The 17,444-nt window shown below is 53.4% G+C and carries 19 protein-coding genes; 11 read left to right on the top strand and 8 right to left on the bottom strand.

Going from position 1 to position 17,444, the window contains the following annotated elements; all coding sequences use genetic code 11:
• Positions 1-38 precede the first annotated feature (38 nt).
• Positions 39-917, bottom strand: a complete 879-nt coding sequence (locus LEP6406_RS0220560) for an alpha/beta fold hydrolase (protein ID WP_008311220.1) — start codon at positions 915-917, stop codon at positions 39-41.
• Positions 918-922: 5 nt separating this feature from the next.
• A complete protein-coding gene (locus LEP6406_RS35035) occupies positions 923-1,102 on the bottom strand; it encodes a hypothetical protein (protein WP_008311218.1) in 180 nt (59 codons plus the stop codon).
• Between the two features lie 179 nt (positions 1,103-1,281).
• On the opposite strand from LEP6406_RS35035, the gene speA reads away from it, so the two are divergent.
• Both speA and LEP6406_RS29090 read left to right on the top strand, forming a co-directional pair.
• Positions 1,282-3,261: a biosynthetic arginine decarboxylase gene (speA, locus tag LEP6406_RS0220550; RefSeq protein WP_008311216.1), complete on the top strand. Its 1,980-nt coding sequence runs from the start codon at positions 1,282-1,284 to the stop codon at positions 3,259-3,261.
• 47 nt (positions 3,262-3,308) lie between these two features.
• Positions 3,309-3,707, top strand: a complete 399-nt coding sequence (locus LEP6406_RS29090) for a nucleotidyltransferase domain-containing protein (RefSeq protein WP_051463808.1) — start codon at positions 3,309-3,311, stop codon at positions 3,705-3,707.
• 72 nt (positions 3,708-3,779) lie between these two features.
• Here the strand turns inward: LEP6406_RS29090 and LEP6406_RS0220540 are convergent, their stop codons facing one another.
• A complete protein-coding gene (locus tag LEP6406_RS0220540; protein WP_155834733.1) occupies positions 3,780-4,979 on the bottom strand; it encodes an IS4 family transposase in 1,200 nt (399 codons plus the stop codon).
• 757 nt (positions 4,980-5,736) lie between these two features.
• Here LEP6406_RS0220540 and LEP6406_RS30590 point away from each other — a divergent pair.
• Both LEP6406_RS30590 and LEP6406_RS0220530 read left to right on the top strand, forming a co-directional pair.
• Positions 5,737-6,171 (top strand): hypothetical protein, encoded by a 435-nt coding sequence (locus LEP6406_RS30590; RefSeq protein ID WP_008312683.1) that lies wholly within the window; start codon positions 5,737-5,739, stop codon positions 6,169-6,171.
• A gap of 397 nt (positions 6,172-6,568) precedes the next feature.
• A complete protein-coding gene (locus LEP6406_RS0220530) occupies positions 6,569-7,486 on the top strand; it encodes an NAD(+) kinase (protein WP_008312681.1) in 918 nt (305 codons plus the stop codon).
• Positions 7,487-8,036: 550 nt separating this feature from the next.
• On the opposite strand, the gene LEP6406_RS0220520 is transcribed toward LEP6406_RS0220530, so the two are convergent.
• From LEP6406_RS0220520 to LEP6406_RS34930, 5 genes are all read right to left on the bottom strand, one after another.
• Positions 8,037-8,447: a type II toxin-antitoxin system VapC family toxin gene (locus LEP6406_RS0220520; protein WP_008312680.1), complete on the bottom strand. Its 411-nt coding sequence runs from the start codon at positions 8,445-8,447 to the stop codon at positions 8,037-8,039.
• Positions 8,438-8,695, bottom strand: coding sequence for a hypothetical protein (locus tag LEP6406_RS29080; protein ID WP_008312678.1), 258 nt, complete (start codon positions 8,693-8,695; stop codon positions 8,438-8,440). Before LEP6406_RS29080 ends, LEP6406_RS0220520 begins: the two co-directional genes overlap by 10 nt.
• A gap of 238 nt (positions 8,696-8,933) precedes the next feature.
• Positions 8,934-9,215, bottom strand: a complete 282-nt coding sequence (locus LEP6406_RS33065; protein ID WP_155834732.1) for a hypothetical protein — start codon at positions 9,213-9,215, stop codon at positions 8,934-8,936.
• Entirely contained in the window at positions 9,154-9,417 is a 264-nt protein-coding gene (locus LEP6406_RS0220510; protein WP_008312677.1) for a ribbon-helix-helix domain-containing protein, read from the bottom strand. Before LEP6406_RS0220510 ends, LEP6406_RS33065 begins: the two co-directional genes overlap by 62 nt.
• Positions 9,418-9,546: 129 nt before the next feature.
• Positions 9,547-9,678, bottom strand: coding sequence for a hypothetical protein (locus LEP6406_RS34930; RefSeq protein WP_263971204.1), 132 nt, complete (start codon positions 9,676-9,678; stop codon positions 9,547-9,549).
• A gap of 92 nt (positions 9,679-9,770) precedes the next feature.
• Here LEP6406_RS34930 and LEP6406_RS33060 point away from each other — a divergent pair, with 92 nt between their 5' ends.
• The 7 genes from LEP6406_RS33060 to LEP6406_RS0220485 all read left to right on the top strand — a co-directional run bounded on the left by LEP6406_RS33060 (position 9,771) and on the right by LEP6406_RS0220485 (position 17,432).
• Positions 9,771-9,968 (top strand): hypothetical protein, encoded by a 198-nt coding sequence (locus tag LEP6406_RS33060; protein WP_008312671.1) that lies wholly within the window; start codon positions 9,771-9,773, stop codon positions 9,966-9,968.
• Positions 9,969-10,045: 77 nt separating this feature from the next.
• Positions 10,046-13,447, top strand: coding sequence for a HEAT repeat domain-containing protein (locus tag LEP6406_RS0220505; protein WP_008312669.1), 3,402 nt, complete (start codon positions 10,046-10,048; stop codon positions 13,445-13,447).
• Between the two features lie 173 nt (positions 13,448-13,620).
• Entirely contained in the window at positions 13,621-14,112 is a 492-nt protein-coding gene (locus LEP6406_RS0220500) for a HEAT repeat domain-containing protein (RefSeq protein ID WP_008312666.1), read from the top strand.
• Positions 14,113-14,121: 9 nt separating this feature from the next.
• Entirely contained in the window at positions 14,122-14,223 is a 102-nt protein-coding gene (locus tag LEP6406_RS35715) for a HEAT repeat domain-containing protein (protein WP_071992258.1), read from the top strand.
• Positions 14,220-14,447, top strand: coding sequence for a hypothetical protein (locus LEP6406_RS32345; RefSeq protein ID WP_008312665.1), 228 nt, complete (start codon positions 14,220-14,222; stop codon positions 14,445-14,447). Before LEP6406_RS35715 ends, LEP6406_RS32345 begins: the two co-directional genes overlap by 4 nt.
• 172 nt (positions 14,448-14,619) lie before the next feature.
• On the top strand, positions 14,620-15,069 hold the full coding sequence (locus LEP6406_RS0220490; RefSeq protein ID WP_008312663.1) for a DUF937 domain-containing protein: 450 nt from the start codon (positions 14,620-14,622) through the stop codon (positions 15,067-15,069).
• A 290-nt stretch (positions 15,070-15,359) separates the two neighbouring features.
• Positions 15,360-17,432, top strand: coding sequence for an NAD(P)H-quinone oxidoreductase subunit 5 (locus LEP6406_RS0220485; protein WP_027269311.1), 2,073 nt, complete (start codon positions 15,360-15,362; stop codon positions 17,430-17,432).
• Positions 17,433-17,444 lie beyond the last annotated feature (12 nt).

Below are 17,444 nucleotides of genomic sequence, written 5' to 3'. Positions count from 1 at the left end.
GTGTACCCATGGATGCTTCTGGGGACGTTACGGCCCATCTATAGAAAATCTAACAGGGCTCGATTCACAGTATGGGGCACCTCCTGTTGAATCCAATGACCACACTGGGGCACTTGTCTTAGTTCTAAAGGCGCTGTCATATATCGTTCCATGCCGTCATTTAGGTGGTGACTCAGGAGGGTGTCCTCCTGCCCCCACAGTACGAGGGTGGGCGTTGTGATGGGGAGGGGCGTCAGGGTATTGGTAAACCAGCTCTGCCAGCTAAAGGCTTGGCTGTATTGTTGAATGGCCGCTGCGATCGCACCCGGTTTCCGTAGAGCCGCCTCATAGAGTTGGGTATCCTGCCGCGTAAAGGCCGTCTTGCGAACAGATTCCGACTGAAACAGCCTTGTGACTAGTTCCGGAACGACGGATTGCAGAATCCAGTCGGGCAGAGGGGGAAGTTGAGAGACCACCAGGGGCCAGCTTCGCCGCAGGGAGTCCAGATTTTGGCCTAGGGTCTGCCGCCATTGGTGAGGATGAACCCCACTGAGAATCACCAACCGCTTCAGAAGTTCGGGGGAGGTTTGGGCTAAGGACCAGGCCACGGTTCCTCCCCAGCCGTGGCCCACAACATGGGCAGTGCGATAGCCTAAACCGCGAATTAGCCCTGCAATATCAGCGGTAAGCGTCACCAAATCATGGCCGCTAGAAGTCTTTTCGGAATCATTGTAGCCGCGCAGATCGGGGACAACTACCTTATACCGGCGAGCCAACACTGGGATCTGGTGTCGCCAGGAGTACCAAAACTCAAAAAAACCGTGCAAAAGAACGACTAAGTCCCCCTCTCCTTGGGTGACATAGTGGAGTCTGACTCGGTTCGTCTGGATAAACTGATGCTGCCAAGCAGCCGCTGGCACCGCAAAGGCTTTGACCACAATGCTTACTGGGATAGGAGAATTAGGACTGAGGCCGTCGGAGTCCCCAGGAGAATTGTATCCTGCAATACGAAGACTACCCGACTTCCTTGCAAACTCAGGATTAGTAGCATCCACAAGGGGTGGCGACGCCCCCGCAGATGGCGATGGTCGGGAATTTGTTTTAATTGCTCTATGAGGGGCATGGGCTGAGGCTCAAGATAATGACTCAGCCCATCCTCATTTTTCTACGCCGGCATGAAACCACTCTGCTTCCTGGGAGAATATAGGGGGGATGACGGATCTCTTCCCCAACACACGGGAAGAGGATCGGCATTGTACAAGCTGCATTTTGAGAGCCATATTTTCAAGGAGGAGCAAGGCCATGGATGCCATGGAACAGCACAATGGGGACACAACCAAGGGAACTGCCTCCCCTACCGGATCGGCATTGGTGCGACCTGTGCCCCGCCAACGCTGGACCATTGAGCAGAGCGAAGAACTGTATCGCATTCAGGGCTGGGGCGACCCCTACTTTTCCATCAATGCAGCGGGCCATGTAACGGTGTCGCCTCGGGGTGCTCGCGGCGGTTCCCTAGATCTGTACGAACTGGTGGAGTCCCTGAAGCAGCGAAACTTGGGGCTACCGATCTTGATTCGCTTCTCCGACATTCTTGAAGATCGCCTAGAGCGTCTGAACGCCTGCTTTGCCCGCGCCATCGCCCGCTACAACTACAACGGCCCCTACCGGGGCGTGTTCCCGGTTAAGTGCAACCAACAACGCCACCTAGTAGAAGATCTGGTGCGCTTTGGCCAGCCCCACCAGTTCGGCCTAGAGGCGGGGTCTAAACCAGAGTTGCTGATTGCCCTAGCCACCCTGAATACGCCAGGGGCACTGATTATCTGCAATGGCTATAAAGACCGGGAATATATCGAAACCGCGATGCTCAGCCAACGGCTGGGGCAGACCCCGATTATTGTGCTGGAGCAGTTGGAGGAGGTGGATCTGGTCATTGCCGCCAGCCGCCACCTCAAGATTCGCCCCATCCTGGGGGTGCGGGCCAAACTCAGCAGCAAGGGCATTGGCCGCTGGGGGGGGTCGGCAGGGGACCGGGCCAAGTTTGGCCTCACCATCCCCGAGGTGCTGTCGGCGGTGGAAACCCTGAAGCAGGCGGAAATGCTGGACTGTCTGCAACTGCTCCACTTCCACATCGGCTCCCAAATCTCTGCCATTAGCGTGGTCAAGGATGCTCTGCGGGAAGCCTGTCAGGTCTATGTGGAACTGGTGGGGCTGGGGGCAAAGATGGGCTATCTGGATGTGGGCGGCGGACTGGGCATCGACTACGACGGGTCCAAAACCAACTTCCACGCTTCTAAGAACTACAGCACCCAAAACTACGCCAATGATGTGGTGGCGGAGGTCAAGGAAGCCTGCGCCGCTCGGGAAATCCCCGTCCCCACTCTGGTTAGTGAAAGTGGCCGCGCGATCGCATCCCACCAATCGGTGCTGATCTTCGATGTCCTCAGCACCAGCGAGGCCCCCGGCCTCACCACCCCCGTCCTCCCCAGTGACGAAGACCACGCCCTGCTGCGAGAACTCTACGATGCCTACCAGTCCGTCAGCATCCACAACTACCAAGAGGCATACCACGACGCGGTGCAATTCAAAGACGAGGCCATTAGCCTCTTCAACTTTGGCTACCTAAGTCTGACGGATCGGGCCAAGATTGAGCGGCTCTACTGGTCCTGTTGCCGCCGCATCCTAGACGTGGTGCGCCACGAAGACTATGTGCCCGACGATTTGGAGAATCTGGAAAAGAGTCTGGCCTCGATTTACTACATCAACCTATCGGTGTTCCAGTCGGCCCCCGATAGCTGGGCCATTGACCAGCTCTTTCCCATCCTGCCCATCCACCGCCTCGACGAGGAACCCACCTGCCGGGGCACCCTAGCGGACCTTACCTGTGACAGCGATGGCAAGATCGATCAGTTCATTGACCTACGGGATGTGAAACCCGTTTTGGAACTCCATTCCCTCACACCGGAACAGCCCTATTACCTAGGACTGTTTCTGGGGGGAGCCTACCAGGAGATTATGGGCAACCTCCACAACCTCTTTGGCGACACCAACACGGTCCATATTCAACTCACTCCCCAGGGCTACACCATCGAGCATGTGGTCAAGGGAGACACCATGACGGAGGTGTTGAGTTATGTCCAGTACGACTCTGAGGATCTGATCGAAAATATCCGTCGCCGCACGGAGCGGGCACTCCAGGACAAGGCCATCACGCTGGAGGAATCGCAACTCCTGCTCCAGCACTATGAGCACAGCCTCAGCCGCTACACCTACCTGTCGGCTTAGGAACCCGGATCCTTATTATGCCCGTGCGATCGCTGAATTCGTCCGTGATGCGATGGCCCAGCCACCAGGCAGTGGTGGCAGCCGCGATCGCGTGGGCTGAGGCAGCAATCGCTAATGATCCCAGCATCTTAGCCCTGGGTTACTTTGGCTCCTACGCCCGTCACCAAGCCGGAGTAGGCAGTGATTTAGATATCGTGATCATTGTCACCAGCAGTCAGGCATCCGAGGAGCCGCGAGGGTCTAGGATCGACCCGAGGCTATCCCTGCGCTGGGACTTTGCCACCATTCCTGTTCCCGTAGATGCCTTGGTGTATACCCTAGCGGCGTGGCAAGCCCTGAGCCGTCACCCTAATCGCATGTACACCACCCTCACAACAGAAACGGTTTGGTTAGTTGGCCCCGTTGAGATGAAGGCAGAAGGCAGAAGGATGAAGGCAGACTATTAGTACTCTGCGGCGTAAATACCCTGGCCGTTCCATCGTGGCACACTCGGCCCCTCACCCTAGCCCTCTCCCAGGCTAATCCTGTAGGGGTTTGGAAACGGCAGCAGCCCCTTGTTTAACAAAAAAGAAGCGTTCAATGGCCGTGGCTAAGACTTTGCCCCCTGGCCAGGGTTGCTTCTTAGACGGGGCAAAGCCAACCAATCTAGTTAACGCGAGAGTGGCCTGCCGCAGCGAGTCCACCGGTTGGCCCGACAGATGACGCAACAGGGTCAGTTCATCGGGTTCAAATATCGTCTCCGCAGGTTGTTCCGGGTCATGTCGCAAGGCATAGGTCAGTCCCAACAGTTGCCAAGCGACCACTGAGTAGAAGGTTAAGGCATTGACCAAGGTATGGACATCATCAAACTGTAACTTCTCGACATTTAACGCCCCTGACTTGAGGGTGAAATGCAGTCGTTCGATGCGCCAGCGTAGAGCGTAGAACCGAACAATGCGTTGCACGTCGTCCACGTGTTCAATCGGCAAACTGGTCAGCAGCGACCAGGACAAGGCATTGTCGGCCTCGAAGCAGTCCGCTTGGGATTTGGCATCGACACAAGCGACTTCCGTCGCCACGACCAGCGAGAGGGGTTGGGTCTTATGGCGCGCCGGGCTCAAGTCTTGGTTGGGGTAGATTTGAACGGTGGCGGCTTGCAGGTGGAGCGTCAGGTCTACGGTGCGTCGCTTGCCTTCCACCTGACGCTCAATCTGCACACAATAATATCCGTAGTCGTCGAGGTGCGCACTGGTCATGGGTAACGGGCAGACCACTCCATCTGTGGTGATTTCGACCCGACGCGGTTGACACACCCGCGCCAGCAGGTCGACATTCGACTCCCGTGGCGCTTTGAAGAAGTCGAAGATGTCGCTCTCACGGTCCCCCGTCACCACCCAACGTTGGTTCGACCCCTGAGCCTGTTGGTTGACCGCAGCCAGTCCGTTGAACCACTTTTGAGACTCTTTCTGGGAGGCAGGCCAGTCCATCGCCCCGCNTCGGGTCCAGTACTGTTGGTCGATGACCCCGAGTGGCAGGCCCCTNTCATCCATCAGCAATACGTTGTGTTGCATCAGACCCCGCACCTTGCCCTGGATGACCCCGAGCCCCGTCATCTGCCCCTGACCTGAGTAGTTATAGTACGTTGTGTCTTGCGCCGCTATCAGATACTCGCTCTCGCTCGCCTGCGCCCGCTCTCGCGTCGCCGCTACGTGACCTGACAACATTGTTGAATCGTTCATCTCGTCCCTCGCAAACAACCCAGCGACGGTTTGCCTGAAACTATTGCCCAGGCAGCTCGAAAAGGACAGGGTCGGTTGCTCGCAGGACAGCTCGTAGGCTTTGTTCAGACTTTTTTTACCTGCGGTCGAAAGGCACTTAATTGGCTAAACTCTGACATTGGGATACCGCTAACGTTCGCTAACTTTTAGCACCAGCTTAGTCCATGTCATCGGCGTTATCCTCTACCGAACAAGGGATCTGCGATTCGCTCATAGACTTGTGCAAAACCCCTACAGGATTAGCTCCCAGGGGGAGAGGGGACCGGAAAAGGTTGGGCTGGTGCGACAATAGTGGACTGATTTACGCCCTGCGGTACTAGGTGCCAGGGCCAGGAACTCCAGGATCGCGGCGCGAGTCCTAATCTCTATAGCTGGGACCGATCTCAGGCAATATTGGGGCATCCTGAATTGGACGCGGAAACCGTCCCCCTACAGCGAATCCTGCATTAAGCGCAGGCACTGCACCCCCATAGCGGCATTCTGCCTTGGGCGCGGTTTCCGCGCCCCTACGGGTAATTCAATTCAAAATTCCCCCACTCCCTGGCAGGGCGAGCACCGCTCGCCCCTACCCACCTCAATACCCCAATACCGGTCACCCGCTACAGGGCGGGGTTTGATTGATCACTACCGAATTACCCGATAGGTTCTGGCTAAACCCGCCCCTACGAAAATAACCCCCAATACCCCAATACCCCAATACCCCAATACCCTCACTCCCATGCCCTCCCCCCAATCCCAACCCAACCCCAACATCCAAGCCACAGTAAATGTGGATAGCCTCGCGGGTCAGGTTGCCATCGGCAATCAGATTCAGCAAACGCAACAGGTGCAGCCCGCCGCCGCAATTTCTGAGGCGGATCGGGCGGTGATCCATCAACTTCTTGCTACCCTGCGAGGGGATGTGGCCGTTGCTGCCCCTGCTGAGCAGCAACAGGCAGCACTGGAGCGGTTGGAGGAACTGGAAACCGCGATCGCGGAAGAGACCCCCGACATTACCACCATGGCCTATGTGCGCCAGTGGTTCGTCAAGAATCTACCCACCTTCTCTGGGGCAGTGACCAGCGTCATCGTCCATCCTATCGTGGGCAAAATCGTCGAGGCCGCTGGGGAAATGGCCTCCAGTGAGTTTCGCCGCCAGTTCCATAAACCCTAGATGGCAGGTCCGCAAATACGGCAACGAAGTACGCCCCGAACCCAGCTTCGTCCCAAGCCCTATGCCACGGTAGGCTCATCGCCAACGGGCAGGCTAACTCTCCTGGAGTGGCTTTGCCAACGCCTTTCTTGAATGCCGTTAGGCTATACCCCCCGTCACCCATCACCCGGCAACAACAGGGCGGGTTTTGAGCCTCCCATCCTGAATTACCCGCTACATACGGGCTAAACTCGCCCCTACGGGATTTACCCCATCACCCATCACCCATCACCCGTCACCTGAAACCTGAAACCACCTTGCCACCTTCGGGTAAAGCGGGATTTTCAGAGGTGAGCTGTACTATCAACACCTCCATAGAATAGAGGGGCGCAGTGTTCCTTAGGAGTATGGCCAGACCGTGCAGCTTAAGCAAGTGATTATTGCCTACAAGGCAGGTAACCGTCAGAGCCAGCGTCAAGCAGAGACCTGTGCTCAGCAGTTGCAGGCCCTAGGGTGCCAGACCTTGGTGGGGCCAAGCGGTCCCAAGGATAATCCCTATCCGGTCTTTTTGGCCTCGGCCCCCGCCCCCATTGATCTGGCGGTGGTGTTGGGGGGAGACGGCACGGCATTGGCGGCGGCGCGCAATCTGGCGGCGGACAATGTGCCCATCCTGGCGATCAATATTGGTGGCCATCTAGGATTTTTATCCGAGTCTCCGGAGGATCTATCCTTTGAGAAAATTTGGGAACGGCTCCTAAGCGATCACTTTGCGGTCCAGCGACGCATGATGTTGCAGGCTCAGATCTTTGAGGGCAACCGCACCAACTTAGACCCCGCCAGCGATCGCTACCTGGCTCTGAACGAAATGTGTGTCAAACCTGCCTCTCCCGATCGCATGATCACCTCAATTCTGGAAATGGAAATTGATGGGGAGGTGGTGGACCAATACCAGGGGGATGGGCTTCTGATCAGCACCCCCACGGGGTCCACGGGCTATACCGTTGCTGCCAATGGCCCCATTATCCATCCCGGCATGGATGCGATCGTGGTCACGCCCATTGCCCCGCTGAGTCTGTCTAGCCGTCCCATTGTCTTGCCACCGGGCTCTGTGGTGAGTGTTTGGCCCCTAGTGGATCCCGATGTCACTACGAAACTCTGGATGGATGGGGTTCTGGCGACGGGGATTTGGCCTGGTCAGCGGGTGGATATTCGCATGGCCGACTGTCTGGCCAATTTCATTGTCCTTAGCCAAGACTATTCCTACTACCGCACCCTCCGCAGCAAGCTTCAGTGGGCTGGAGCCCGCATTCGCTATACCAATGATCACCGCAATTGAATCTTTAAATTCTAAAATACTTCACCCATCGCCCCTTCAACTATGCTCACCAAAACCTTGGTCTCTTCCTCTCAAGGCCAGTGCTCTACACCATCCCAAAGCGTAATCGGCTTTAGCTGTCAACTTCACTATCCGCGATCGCGCTTTTCAGTGAAGATTGAACGCTGTACATGCAGATGATCGCGCTTGGAATCCTGTCTTGGGAACGCTACCCCCCAGGGGACGGGTTCCTAATCGCAATCTCCCCCACCCCGATGGTCAAAGACCGGTCCCTATGGACCATCGCGCTTTGCCAGGAACCCGTCCCCTTCACCAGCTTAGGGTTGTGGCGGATTGAGGGGGGGAGGTGGCAGAGGGCGCGCTCTGGTCAGAAATATTGCGGTTGTAGGCGAAGTAAGGGTGAGGCGCTGGCAGGCGGCGGCGAGGAGGTCGAGGCTGTAGACGCGGCGATCGCTTCAATATCCTGACTGACGCGAGGGGCAATGCGGCAGGAGCGGTTCAGGTTCGGCGTGGCGTTGAGGATGGATTGATGGAAGAGCGGTCTACAACCTTAGCTAGAAAATAGGTTGACAGCCTTGCTAGCGGCAGATGTGTTCAGGCGATCGTCGTTAGTCCAGAGTTCTGTGCAGGCGTAGTGATGGGCAATCGCGAGGTGTAGTGCATCGGGCGTTTTCAAGCTATGTCTCGCTCGTAGTTCGGCGGCATGGCGATAGGTTGAAGATTCAATATCTAAAATAATCTGGCACTGAAAAAAGTTTTCGTAACGCTGAATCAGCGGTGTATTTTGGGCACGTAAGGGGCCAACTAGACATTCCAGCTCTACTAGGGGTGAGATGCAGAATTGTCTATTTTTAGATGTCTCAAAGGCATTGCGGACAATGCTGCTGAATTGGGGATGTTCTTCGAGCAAGTAGATGACAATGCAGCTATCTAAATACACTTTGATGGGCGCTACTCCCATGCGGTGCGCTCCTCACTGATTTGCTGATTGATCTCTAAGGCCGTGCGCTGATGTTCGGGCGCTAGAGGGTAGTTGTGTAAAAACTTCAAAATAGCAGCGCTGCTCCCTTTTTCAGGCTGTTCAGTGTGGGCCTGTTCTTGGGTAACGGCCTGACTTTTCTTGAGCAGTTGAATGAATTGGGCCAGCAGGTTCAGCGCGTCTTTGGGCAGCGTTTGGATGTCTTGCTGGATTTGTTCGAGGGTGGTCATGGCTGAACTTCTCGGGGGATACAGAGCTGGGCGATGGGGCTAGCTTGGGTTTAACGCTATTTTACTTATCTGGTAGGCTACCTCGTTCGACGGCAGGGATTGGTTGCAGAGTACCCCAGCCCAGGAACCCGTCCCCTTTGCACACCCACCGCTCACCCGGTCAGGGGACGGGTTCCTAACCCGTAATCTCCCTCACCCCGATGGTCAAAGACCGGTCCCTATGGACCATCGCGTTTTGCTAGGAACCCGTCCCCTTCAGCAGGCTAGGGTTGTGGTGGGTTGAGGGGGGGAGGTGGCAGAGGGCGCGATCGTCGTCAGAAATATTGCGGTTGTGGGCCAGGTAGGGGATGAGGCGCTGGCAGGCGCTGGCAGGCGGCGGCGAGGAGGTCGTCGAGGATAGATGCGGCGATCGCTTCAATATCCTGAACTGGCGCGAGGGGTAATGCGGCAGGGGCGGTTCATGGTTCGGTGTGGCGTTCTCGTAGCTGTTGCCGAATGGCGTCAATTTCGGTTGCTGCATCGAGGAGGTGTCCGCGTTCGGCTTCGGCAGCACCGATCAAAATGTCTTGGCGTAGGTCTTCAAAGCGGCCCTGATAAACCTGTTCCCGTTCAGCCAAGGCTTGTAATCCTGCCAGGAGGATTTCATCTAGAGAGGTGTATTTGCCGCTAGCGATCTGGCGATCGGCAAATTGTCTTAGCTCCAGGGGCAGTGATAGGGCCATGGCGGCACAGGTTTAGATGATCACTACTTCTAGTGTAGCTTCCCCATTATTCCCACGCTCTGTGCGCCCAGATTTGGAGGACGCTGGAGCGTCAGGGGGGGTGTCTCCACGCGGGAGCGTGGGACGAGGTTAGGGTGTTAGGGGTGGGAGGTTGCAGAGGGCGCGATCGACATCAGTGCGGTTGCGACTGTGGGCAAGGTAGGGGGTGAGGCGGGTGCAGGCGGCGGCTAGGAGGTCGAGACGGTAAGCGCACCATGCCATGTTGTGGGGAGGGATCATCGGCTTATCGGCCACAGCATCCCTGGTGTCCGTAGAATGAAAATCATAGGGGCTGAAGTAAGGGTGAACTTCCCATGACCTGGAATGATGTTTTGGTGCTGGTCAGACAGTTTTCTGTACTGGATCAGGTCAGGTTAATTGAGCGCATTGCACCTGAGATTGAGCAAGCCTTGCAGCATCCACAGCCGGAGCCCAAAAAGTCGCTGTGGGGGTTATGTACTGAACTACCACCTCTACGCTTAAGCCCAGTCTCCTACGCGATCGCTGCTTAAAGTAGCTACAATCGCTCGTTAGGGACAGTAATCGCAATTCTGTCCAAAGCTTCGTATCATTTTCAGATTTTTTTGGAATGAGTGGCAGTGGTGGCTCTGGCGGATATGAATACCAACACAACGCTATTGGATATGTAGCCGCTCATATTTTGGCGGGTGAGCCATTGGGCTGGCGGCTTGAAACTGGAGCCCCAGATATTCCGGTAGCTGTAGCTGCTGAAACAGGTGGACCGGGAGATGACCTTTGCATTGCGCTGCAAAACGGTGTCATCGTTGAGTTACAAGCAAAGCATGGCTTGCGGAAGGGCAAGCTTTTTGAACCGCTGTTGAAATTAGCTCAAGGATTATATGAGAATCCGAGTCTATATGGAGTGCTACTGACCGACTCCACAGCTAGTCAGACGATTCAAAACGATTTGCGTAAAGATCTGGAAAGGATTGGACAAGGTCGCTTTGATAGCTTGAAGAGTATCACAAGAGAGTTTCAAGATAAGCTTGTCAGCGCGAATCTGCCAGACGATAACTCGGACATTTTTCGCAGACTCCGCATCATTGTCCGAGATCTTGAAGATGACCAGCAAGGAGCAAGAATTGCTCAGTCATTTTTATCAAAACTAATTTCAAACCAAGATCAAGCAAGTGTAGTTTGGAAAATTCTATGTGATGAAGGACAAATCCTTACCAGCAACCGAGGAAGAAGAGACCAAGAGGCTTGGTATTCACTCCTCAACAGCCATTCCATTTTTATCAGTGATAGATTGCGACCGAATCTCAATCAAATAGAAGGAAGTAGGACCACTGAAAGATTTGAAGAGTACTTAGATTCGGTCTGCGAAAAATATCAGAACTACTGGCGGCCTTACGCCTTTATCGATGAAATTGATGACTCCACATGGTTTGAGTTTGGTTTAGACACGAAAGTTGAAACCCAGCATCAACGAGAAAATGAATCACAGCAAGATGGCGAATCGCAGCAAACCAAGAGACAGCCAATCTTGCAGGCCATACAAGAATTTGGTGACAAGAGTTTACTGATTTTTGGCAGTTCAGGTTCTGGGAAATCTACGCTGCTTTCAAAGCTCTTTTATGCATCTGTGCTGAAGGCTCGGAAAGGTGAGTCTAACTTGATCCCTGTGTTGATTGAGTTGAAGTCTTATGAAACAGCAGGAGAAAATAGCAAGACAGAAGGGTTGATCCTAAGCTTTCTGCAAAGCCATAATCCCGATTTAGACAAAGAGGATTTAAAGCAGATACGAAAGGAAAAGCGACTTGCACTATTTATAGATGGTTTTAATGAATTGCCCAATGAAAGGGCAAAACCTGAAATCACACAATACTGTAAAAATGTTCGTACAATTGCCACAAGCCGAAATGAAGGAGATTGGGGAGAACTTGGTCAAAGGCTAGAAATTCAACCCCTAACTTACGATGAAGTCATTGGTTTCTTCAAAGAGCATTTACCCGGCACTAGCCAGGAGAAATTAAAAGAACTGGGAAATCGAGTCAAAGATTTTGGTGATACACCCTTAATAGTGTGGATGCTGTACTGCATATTTAACACCAATAAGGAAATCCCAGAGACTCGCGGTGAAGCATATCGAAGATTTACCACGCTTTACTTAGAACGATCAAAAGAAGGGATTGATTTACCCGAATCACGAACTCTACTCAGCAAGCTAGCGTTTGAGATGATGCGGTCTAGCAACACAGAGAATCTTACTGACTTCCGATTAGAGTTGTCTGAGATTGATGCTCAAAACATCTTAGATTCCGAACAAGCGCTAAAGCTTCTACGTAATTGTCATTTGCTCAAGTTCTATGGAAAGCCAGGTAATCGCCGAATCAAGTTTTGCCATCAATCACTTCAAGAATATTATGCGGCTGAGGAACTGTTGCTTAGATTTCAAAAAAAACACCCTGATTGGACTGATGCTCTGCGTTTTCAGTACTTTTATTTGAATCAACGGAAATGGACTGAGTCAATAGCGCTGATGCTATCAATGCATGATGATGAAACGCTCGCAACTCAAATTATTAATCGAACATTAAAGGTTGACTTGCTGCTGAGTGCAAGATTATTCAAGACAATGAAGATTCAGCCTCAGGAAGATATTACAGGGGTCATCCTAAATTATTTGGCACATATTGTTCCAGAAAAACCGACATGGTTTCAACTCAAGCTTCTTAAAGAGATGGGTTCACGAGCTAAGACACAGTATTTTCTTCCTCTTCTCAATGATTCTGATCGCTCTGTAAGAGGACTTGCCTACATTCAACTATTAATCTTAGATAGGAAAGACGAAATCCCAGAAGATTCGCAGGCTAGTCGAGACTCAAACAGAATGAAAAAAATATTACAGACGATAGATGATGGAGACATACAGAACTCTTCTGATTCTCAAGCTAGTTTTCCTGCTGAAAAGAATCCCGAGGAAGGGAAGTTTAGCTTGCATCCAGATGTTATCGATTATCTAAGTGTTGATGCTCGTTCGGTTTACGAGCTATGGCATTCAGCGGAGTTAAATGAGCATGAGGTTTTAGAAAAATTAGCGCCTGCTCTCCAGACTCGAGAGCGTCAGACCCAAATGAGCGCAGTCATGGTAATTGGAAGGATCAGGACCTTTGCCAGCCTCGAACTCCTGTTTAGTTTCCTTGAGTCTCCTGATTGCTTAGTTCGCTCTTCAGTCGCAATAGAGATAGCTGAATCTAGAGAGAAATCTTCAATTAAAAGACTTATCAATATAATTAGAAATAATTCCGATCCAGAAGTGCGGCGACTCGCCGTTTTCGCCTTACCTAAAATAGATACAGAAGATATTATGCCGGGGATTCTGATGGCGCTAGATGATTCAGAGCCTGATGTCATTTTAGAAGGCATCAAAGCAATAGGCGATATCGAAGATATAGGAATTGCTCGAAGACTTTTGGATATTACCTTCCACAAAAACCCTGTCTTAAGTAGAACTGCCGCTCATAAGCTTAGGGAGTTAGGTGGCAAGGATGCAATTAAAAAATATCTTACTGAAGAAGGCATTCAAGATTTAGTTAAAGGGCTTCTTCATCCTGTCGTTTGGGTTCGCTGGAAACTTGCATTGATTCTGAGAAACGTAGCAACTGAGGAAGTTCTTCCTCATTTGATAACTGAGCTTCAGGAGCATAGAGATCCTATTACTGATTTGTGCATTGCCTCAGTTTTAGGAAGATTCAAGTGCTGGGAAGCAATTCCCTATCTAATCAAAATGCTCGACTCTAAGAATTTGGGCGACTTTCCCGAGCACCACGAAGTGATTTGGAGCATTGCAGCCTACGACTTAGGTCGGGCTAGAAACTACACCATATCGCCTGAGAATTTGCCAGCTCTCTTCAGGCTTCTATCTTCTCCTGCTGGGGAGAGCGTTCTTAGAGCTATTGAAGCAACGCAAGAAAACTGTGGATTCTATAACTATGAAATTGCTCAGTTGAAGCTGGAGGCTGTGTGAAAGATCATCATCAAGTGGAGGCCCAACATTCAATTCACCAGTCGGCATCGTGAACACTGGCTCAGTCACAATTCATGGTGATCAAAAAGGAATCAATTGATTCTCAAATTTCAAGAGCAGTATGATTGAGGCAAATCTCGACCGCTGATTCCATCCCTCACTGGAGAGAACCCATGGAGCTATCAACCAACTACCGCCAAATGGTGTTCGACACCCTGGCCCATGCCCTCACCCGTGACCCCAACGCCCAAGTCCGCGCCAAAGCCGCAGAATCCCTCGGTAAACTCGGCGAGACCACTGCAACCCCCCTCTTGCTAGAAGCCCTCACCAATACCAACCCAACCGTTCAACACAACGTTATCCAAGCCCTCGGCCAACTCCAAGACGCAACCGCCGTTCCCCAACTACTCCAAACCCTGAAGCACGGCACCCCTGACCTTCGCCAAACCGCTGCCACAGCCTTAGGTCATATTGTCTCAGAAGCCACCATTCCAGGCTTGCTCCAAGCCCTGCAAGATGAAGATCCCGCTGTACGTGGCAAAGTTGCCCAAGTGCTAGGGGCACTCAACGCCGAAGCGGCTATCCCTGCCTTGCTCAACTTACTCATCGACCCCGACCCCGCCGTCGAGGCCCACGCCATCGAAGCCATTGGCGCGATTGGCTAACAACTCGCCATCAACACGCTGATAGAACTGGTGACCGATCCCAATCCACACCTACGCCAAAACGCCGCGATCGCCCTTAGTAAACTCCAGTATCCAGACACCATCCCTTGAAGAAGGGCCTTAAATTTGAGGTAATCGTCCTTAAGTATTTCCTGCTGATGCTGGTGGGTTGCACCCTTGCCTACGGCGTAGGCAAGGTGTTGGAGTTGTCCCTCCTGACCACTGCGATCGCAGTGGTGGTCGATACAGTCTTGGTGCGATCGCTGATCCTGCTGGCTTGCCTGGGAGTGCTCACCGCCATTACGGAATCGCTTCGATCAGGATCCCAAGAATAGGCCGTAACCTTGAGGCAGACTGATAGCGGTTCCCTAATGTATGAGGGATACCCCAACTTAATGACACCTCGACGAACAAGTGGCTTAAGCCCCTTGTGTGTCCACGGAATCTTGTCGTCCATAGGCAAACCCCTTAATCTATGCGAGTAGCTCGCTATATAGAGGTGACAGCATGGACTTAATGGGTCTAGTTAATAGTGCGATCGCAAGTTCCGACACCGAAGCCAACAGCGGCTTAATGGGCTCCCTGCTAGGCTCCTTGAACGATGCCCCCGTAGAGAACAACAAGATTGGCAGTATTGCCAGCAACCTCCAAGGGTTGCTCCAGCAGAAGAACCAAAACCAAGCAGACGCCAGCTCCCTCATGGGAGTCCTGCAAACGGTAGCGACGACCGGAGCCGTCGAAAAACTAATGGGCTCTGACCAGATTGGTGCGATCGCCCAGAAAGCAGGGGCTAGTCCTGAAATGGTAAAAACCATTACCCCCCTAGTAGCCCAATTTCTGGTCAAAGGATCCAATGCCAAGGGCGGTGGACTGATCCAGAAAGTGCTCTCAGGCGAAGTTGATTTAGGTCAGATGGCAGGGCTCATCGGCATGGCCCAAAAATTCATGACCCCTTAAAGGAGGGGACGTGAGACATGCAGGGGAATCTAAATTCCGTATTACGTCTGATGGGGAGCAAGGCGGTCCTGTTTATCCTATGGACTGGCAGATTTTTAGGACTGGCCACCAGGGCTCACCACCAAGACTGACCGCATTCCCGTTCACCCTGAACCGGATATTGCTGTTATCAGTGGTAGGTTCTCGGGCATGTTTCAGGCATACCGGGCATCGTGACAGGTGTGTGTCAAAATGTAAGCGGTTTTGCCCGATCACGACAGACAGCACAGCAGGCATTAGGAATGGAATCTATCGAGGCAATTTACGCATACGCTTGGCTGGTTCCGGTTTTGCCCCTTGTAGGTGCCGCCATCGTCGGCACCGGGCTGATTAGTTACAGCCAGACTACCAGCACCCTCCGCCGTCCAGCAGCGGTGTTCATCGTGTCCCTGACCGGGGCAGCGATGGTGCTTTCCTTTCTTATATTTTTCAGTCAAGTCCAGGGCCATGAATCCTATACCCGCCTGATTGAATGGGCTTCGGCGGGGGATTTTCGCCTCACCATGGGCTACACCATCGACCACCTGGCATCCTTGATGCTGGTGATTGTGACCACCGTGGCCTTCCTGGTCATGATCTACACCGATGGCTACATGGCCCACGATCCGGGCTATGTCCGTTTTTATACCTATCTCAGCCTATTTAGCTCCTCTATGTTGGGGTTGGTGATTAGTCCCAACCTGCTTCAGGTCTATGTGTTCTGGGAGCTGGTGGGGATGTGTTCCTACCTGCTAATCGGATTTTGGTACAACCGTAAGGCGGCGGCGGATGCCTGCCAAAAGGCGTTTGTCACCAACCGGGTAGGGGACTTTGGCCTGCTACTGGGGATGTTGGCCATCTTTTGGGCCACCGGCAGCTTTGAATTCGATGTGATGGGAGAGCGCTTGACGGAGCTGGTCGCCGCCGGATCCCTGACCTCTGGCCTAGTGGCGGTATTTGCCATTTTGGTGTTCCTCGGTCCCATGGCCAAATCGGCCCAGTTTCCGCTCCATGTCTGGTTGCCAGATGCCATGGAAGGTCCGACCCCCATTTCTGCCCTAATTCACGCCGCCACTATGGTGGCGGCGGGGGTGTTTCTGGTGGCCCGTATGTTCCCGGTCTTTGAAAACCTACCCATCGTCATGACGGTGGTGGCCTGGACTGGAGCCTTCACCGCCTTCATGGGGGCCAGCATTGCCATCACCCAAAACGACATTAAAAAAGGTCTGGCCTATTCCACCATGTCCCAGTTGGGCTACATGGTCATGGCCATGGGGGTGGGGGCCTACGGCGCGGGGCTGTTTCACCTAATGACCCACGCCTACTTCAAGGCCATGCTGTTTCTGGGGTCCGGCTCTGTGATCCACGGCATGGAAGAGGTGGTGGGTCACGATCCCGTCCTAGCCCAGGACATGCGTCTTATGGGGGGGCTGCGCCAATACATGCCCATCACCGCCCTTACCTTTCTGGTGGGCACTCTAGCCATCTGTGGTATTCCCCCTTTCGCTGGGTTCTGGTCTAAGGATGAAATCCTGGGCTCCACCTTTGCCGTGAGTCCGGTGCTCTGGGGCATTGGCTGGCTGACGGCGGGGATCACTGCCTTCTATATGTTCCGCATGTATTTCTCCACCTTTGAAGGGGAGTTTCGGGGGACGGACAAGTCCATCCAAACCCAGCTCAAGCGGGAACAGCTCATGGCGATGGGGGCTTCCCTCGGGCCGGGGGCGATGAATCCCCAGGAACTGACCCTGGAGACGGATGCCCACGCGGACGATCACGATCACCACAGTGAGACGCCCCATGAGTCTCCCTTTGCCATGACCTTCCCGCTAATGATGTTGGCGATTCCCTCGATGCTGATCGGCTTGGTAGGGACCCCCTTTGCCAACTACTTTGAAGCCTTCATCCATCCCCCTGGGGAGGCGGTGGAGTTGTTGGGAGAAGCCGCTGAAGCCTTTGACTGGCCGGAATTCCTGGTCATGGGGGGGGCCTCTGTGGGCATTGGCCTGATTGGCATTACCCTGGCGGTGATGATGTATCGGACTAAGGTGATTGATCCCGGCGCGATCGCAGATCGCATTCGTCCCCTCTATCTCTTGTCCAAGAACAAGTGGTATTTGGACGAGATCAACGACGTTGTGTTTATCCAGGGCAGCCGCAAGTTGGCGAAACAAGTGCTGGAAATCGACGTGCGGATCGTGGATGGGGTCGTCAATCTGGCGGGTTTCGTCACCCTCGTCACCGGGGAGGGATTGAAATACCTAGAGAATGGCCGCGCCCAGTTCTATGCCCTGATCATATTTGGGGCCGTGCTGGGGCTGGTACTTCTGTCGGGGGTGACCTAAACTCTACGGGGT

This window comes from Leptolyngbya sp. PCC 6406, from assembly GCF_000332095.2.
In the GTDB taxonomy this organism is placed as follows: domain Bacteria; phylum Cyanobacteriota; class Cyanobacteriia; order Phormidesmidales; family Phormidesmidaceae; genus PCC-6406.
The sequence above is the reverse complement of the archived record's forward strand: the minus strand, read 5'-3'. Positions and strand labels throughout refer to the sequence as shown.

What these genes read in the sequence shown, in the direction of transcription:
- LEP6406_RS30590 (WP_008312683.1), top strand. Translation starts at nt 5,737, where the DNA reads ATGCCCTCCCCCCAATCCCAACCCAACCCCAACATCCAAGCCACAGTA.
- LEP6406_RS0220520 (WP_008312680.1), bottom strand. Translation starts at nt 8,447, where the DNA reads ATGGGAGTAGCGCCCATCAAAGTGTATTTAGATAGCTGCATTGTCATC.
- LEP6406_RS33060 (WP_008312671.1), top strand. Translation starts at nt 9,771, where the DNA reads ATGACCTGGAATGATGTTTTGGTGCTGGTCAGACAGTTTTCTGTACTG.
- LEP6406_RS0220510 (WP_008312677.1), bottom strand. Translation starts at nt 9,417, where the DNA reads ATGGCCCTATCACTGCCCCTGGAGCTAAGACAATTTGCCGATCGCCAG.
- LEP6406_RS34930 (WP_263971204.1), bottom strand. Translation starts at nt 9,678, where the DNA reads ATGGCATGGTGCGCTTACCGTCTCGACCTCCTAGCCGCCGCCTGCACC.
- LEP6406_RS33065 (WP_155834732.1), bottom strand. Translation starts at nt 9,215, where the DNA reads ATGCAGCAACCGAAATTGACGCCATTCGGCAACAGCTACGAGAACGCC.
- LEP6406_RS0220505 (WP_008312669.1), top strand. Translation starts at nt 10,046, where the DNA reads ATGAGTGGCAGTGGTGGCTCTGGCGGATATGAATACCAACACAACGCT.
- LEP6406_RS29080 (WP_008312678.1), bottom strand. Translation starts at nt 8,695, where the DNA reads ATGACCACCCTCGAACAAATCCAGCAAGACATCCAAACGCTGCCCAAA.
- speA (WP_008311216.1), top strand. Translation starts at nt 1,282, where the DNA reads ATGGATGCCATGGAACAGCACAATGGGGACACAACCAAGGGAACTGCC.
- LEP6406_RS0220490 (WP_008312663.1), top strand. Translation starts at nt 14,620, where the DNA reads ATGGACTTAATGGGTCTAGTTAATAGTGCGATCGCAAGTTCCGACACC.
- LEP6406_RS35035 (WP_008311218.1), bottom strand. Translation starts at nt 1,102, where the DNA reads ATGCCCCTCATAGAGCAATTAAAACAAATTCCCGACCATCGCCATCTG.
- LEP6406_RS29090 (WP_051463808.1), top strand. Translation starts at nt 3,309, where the DNA reads ATGCGATGGCCCAGCCACCAGGCAGTGGTGGCAGCCGCGATCGCGTGG.
- LEP6406_RS0220500 (WP_008312666.1), top strand. Translation starts at nt 13,621, where the DNA reads ATGGAGCTATCAACCAACTACCGCCAAATGGTGTTCGACACCCTGGCC.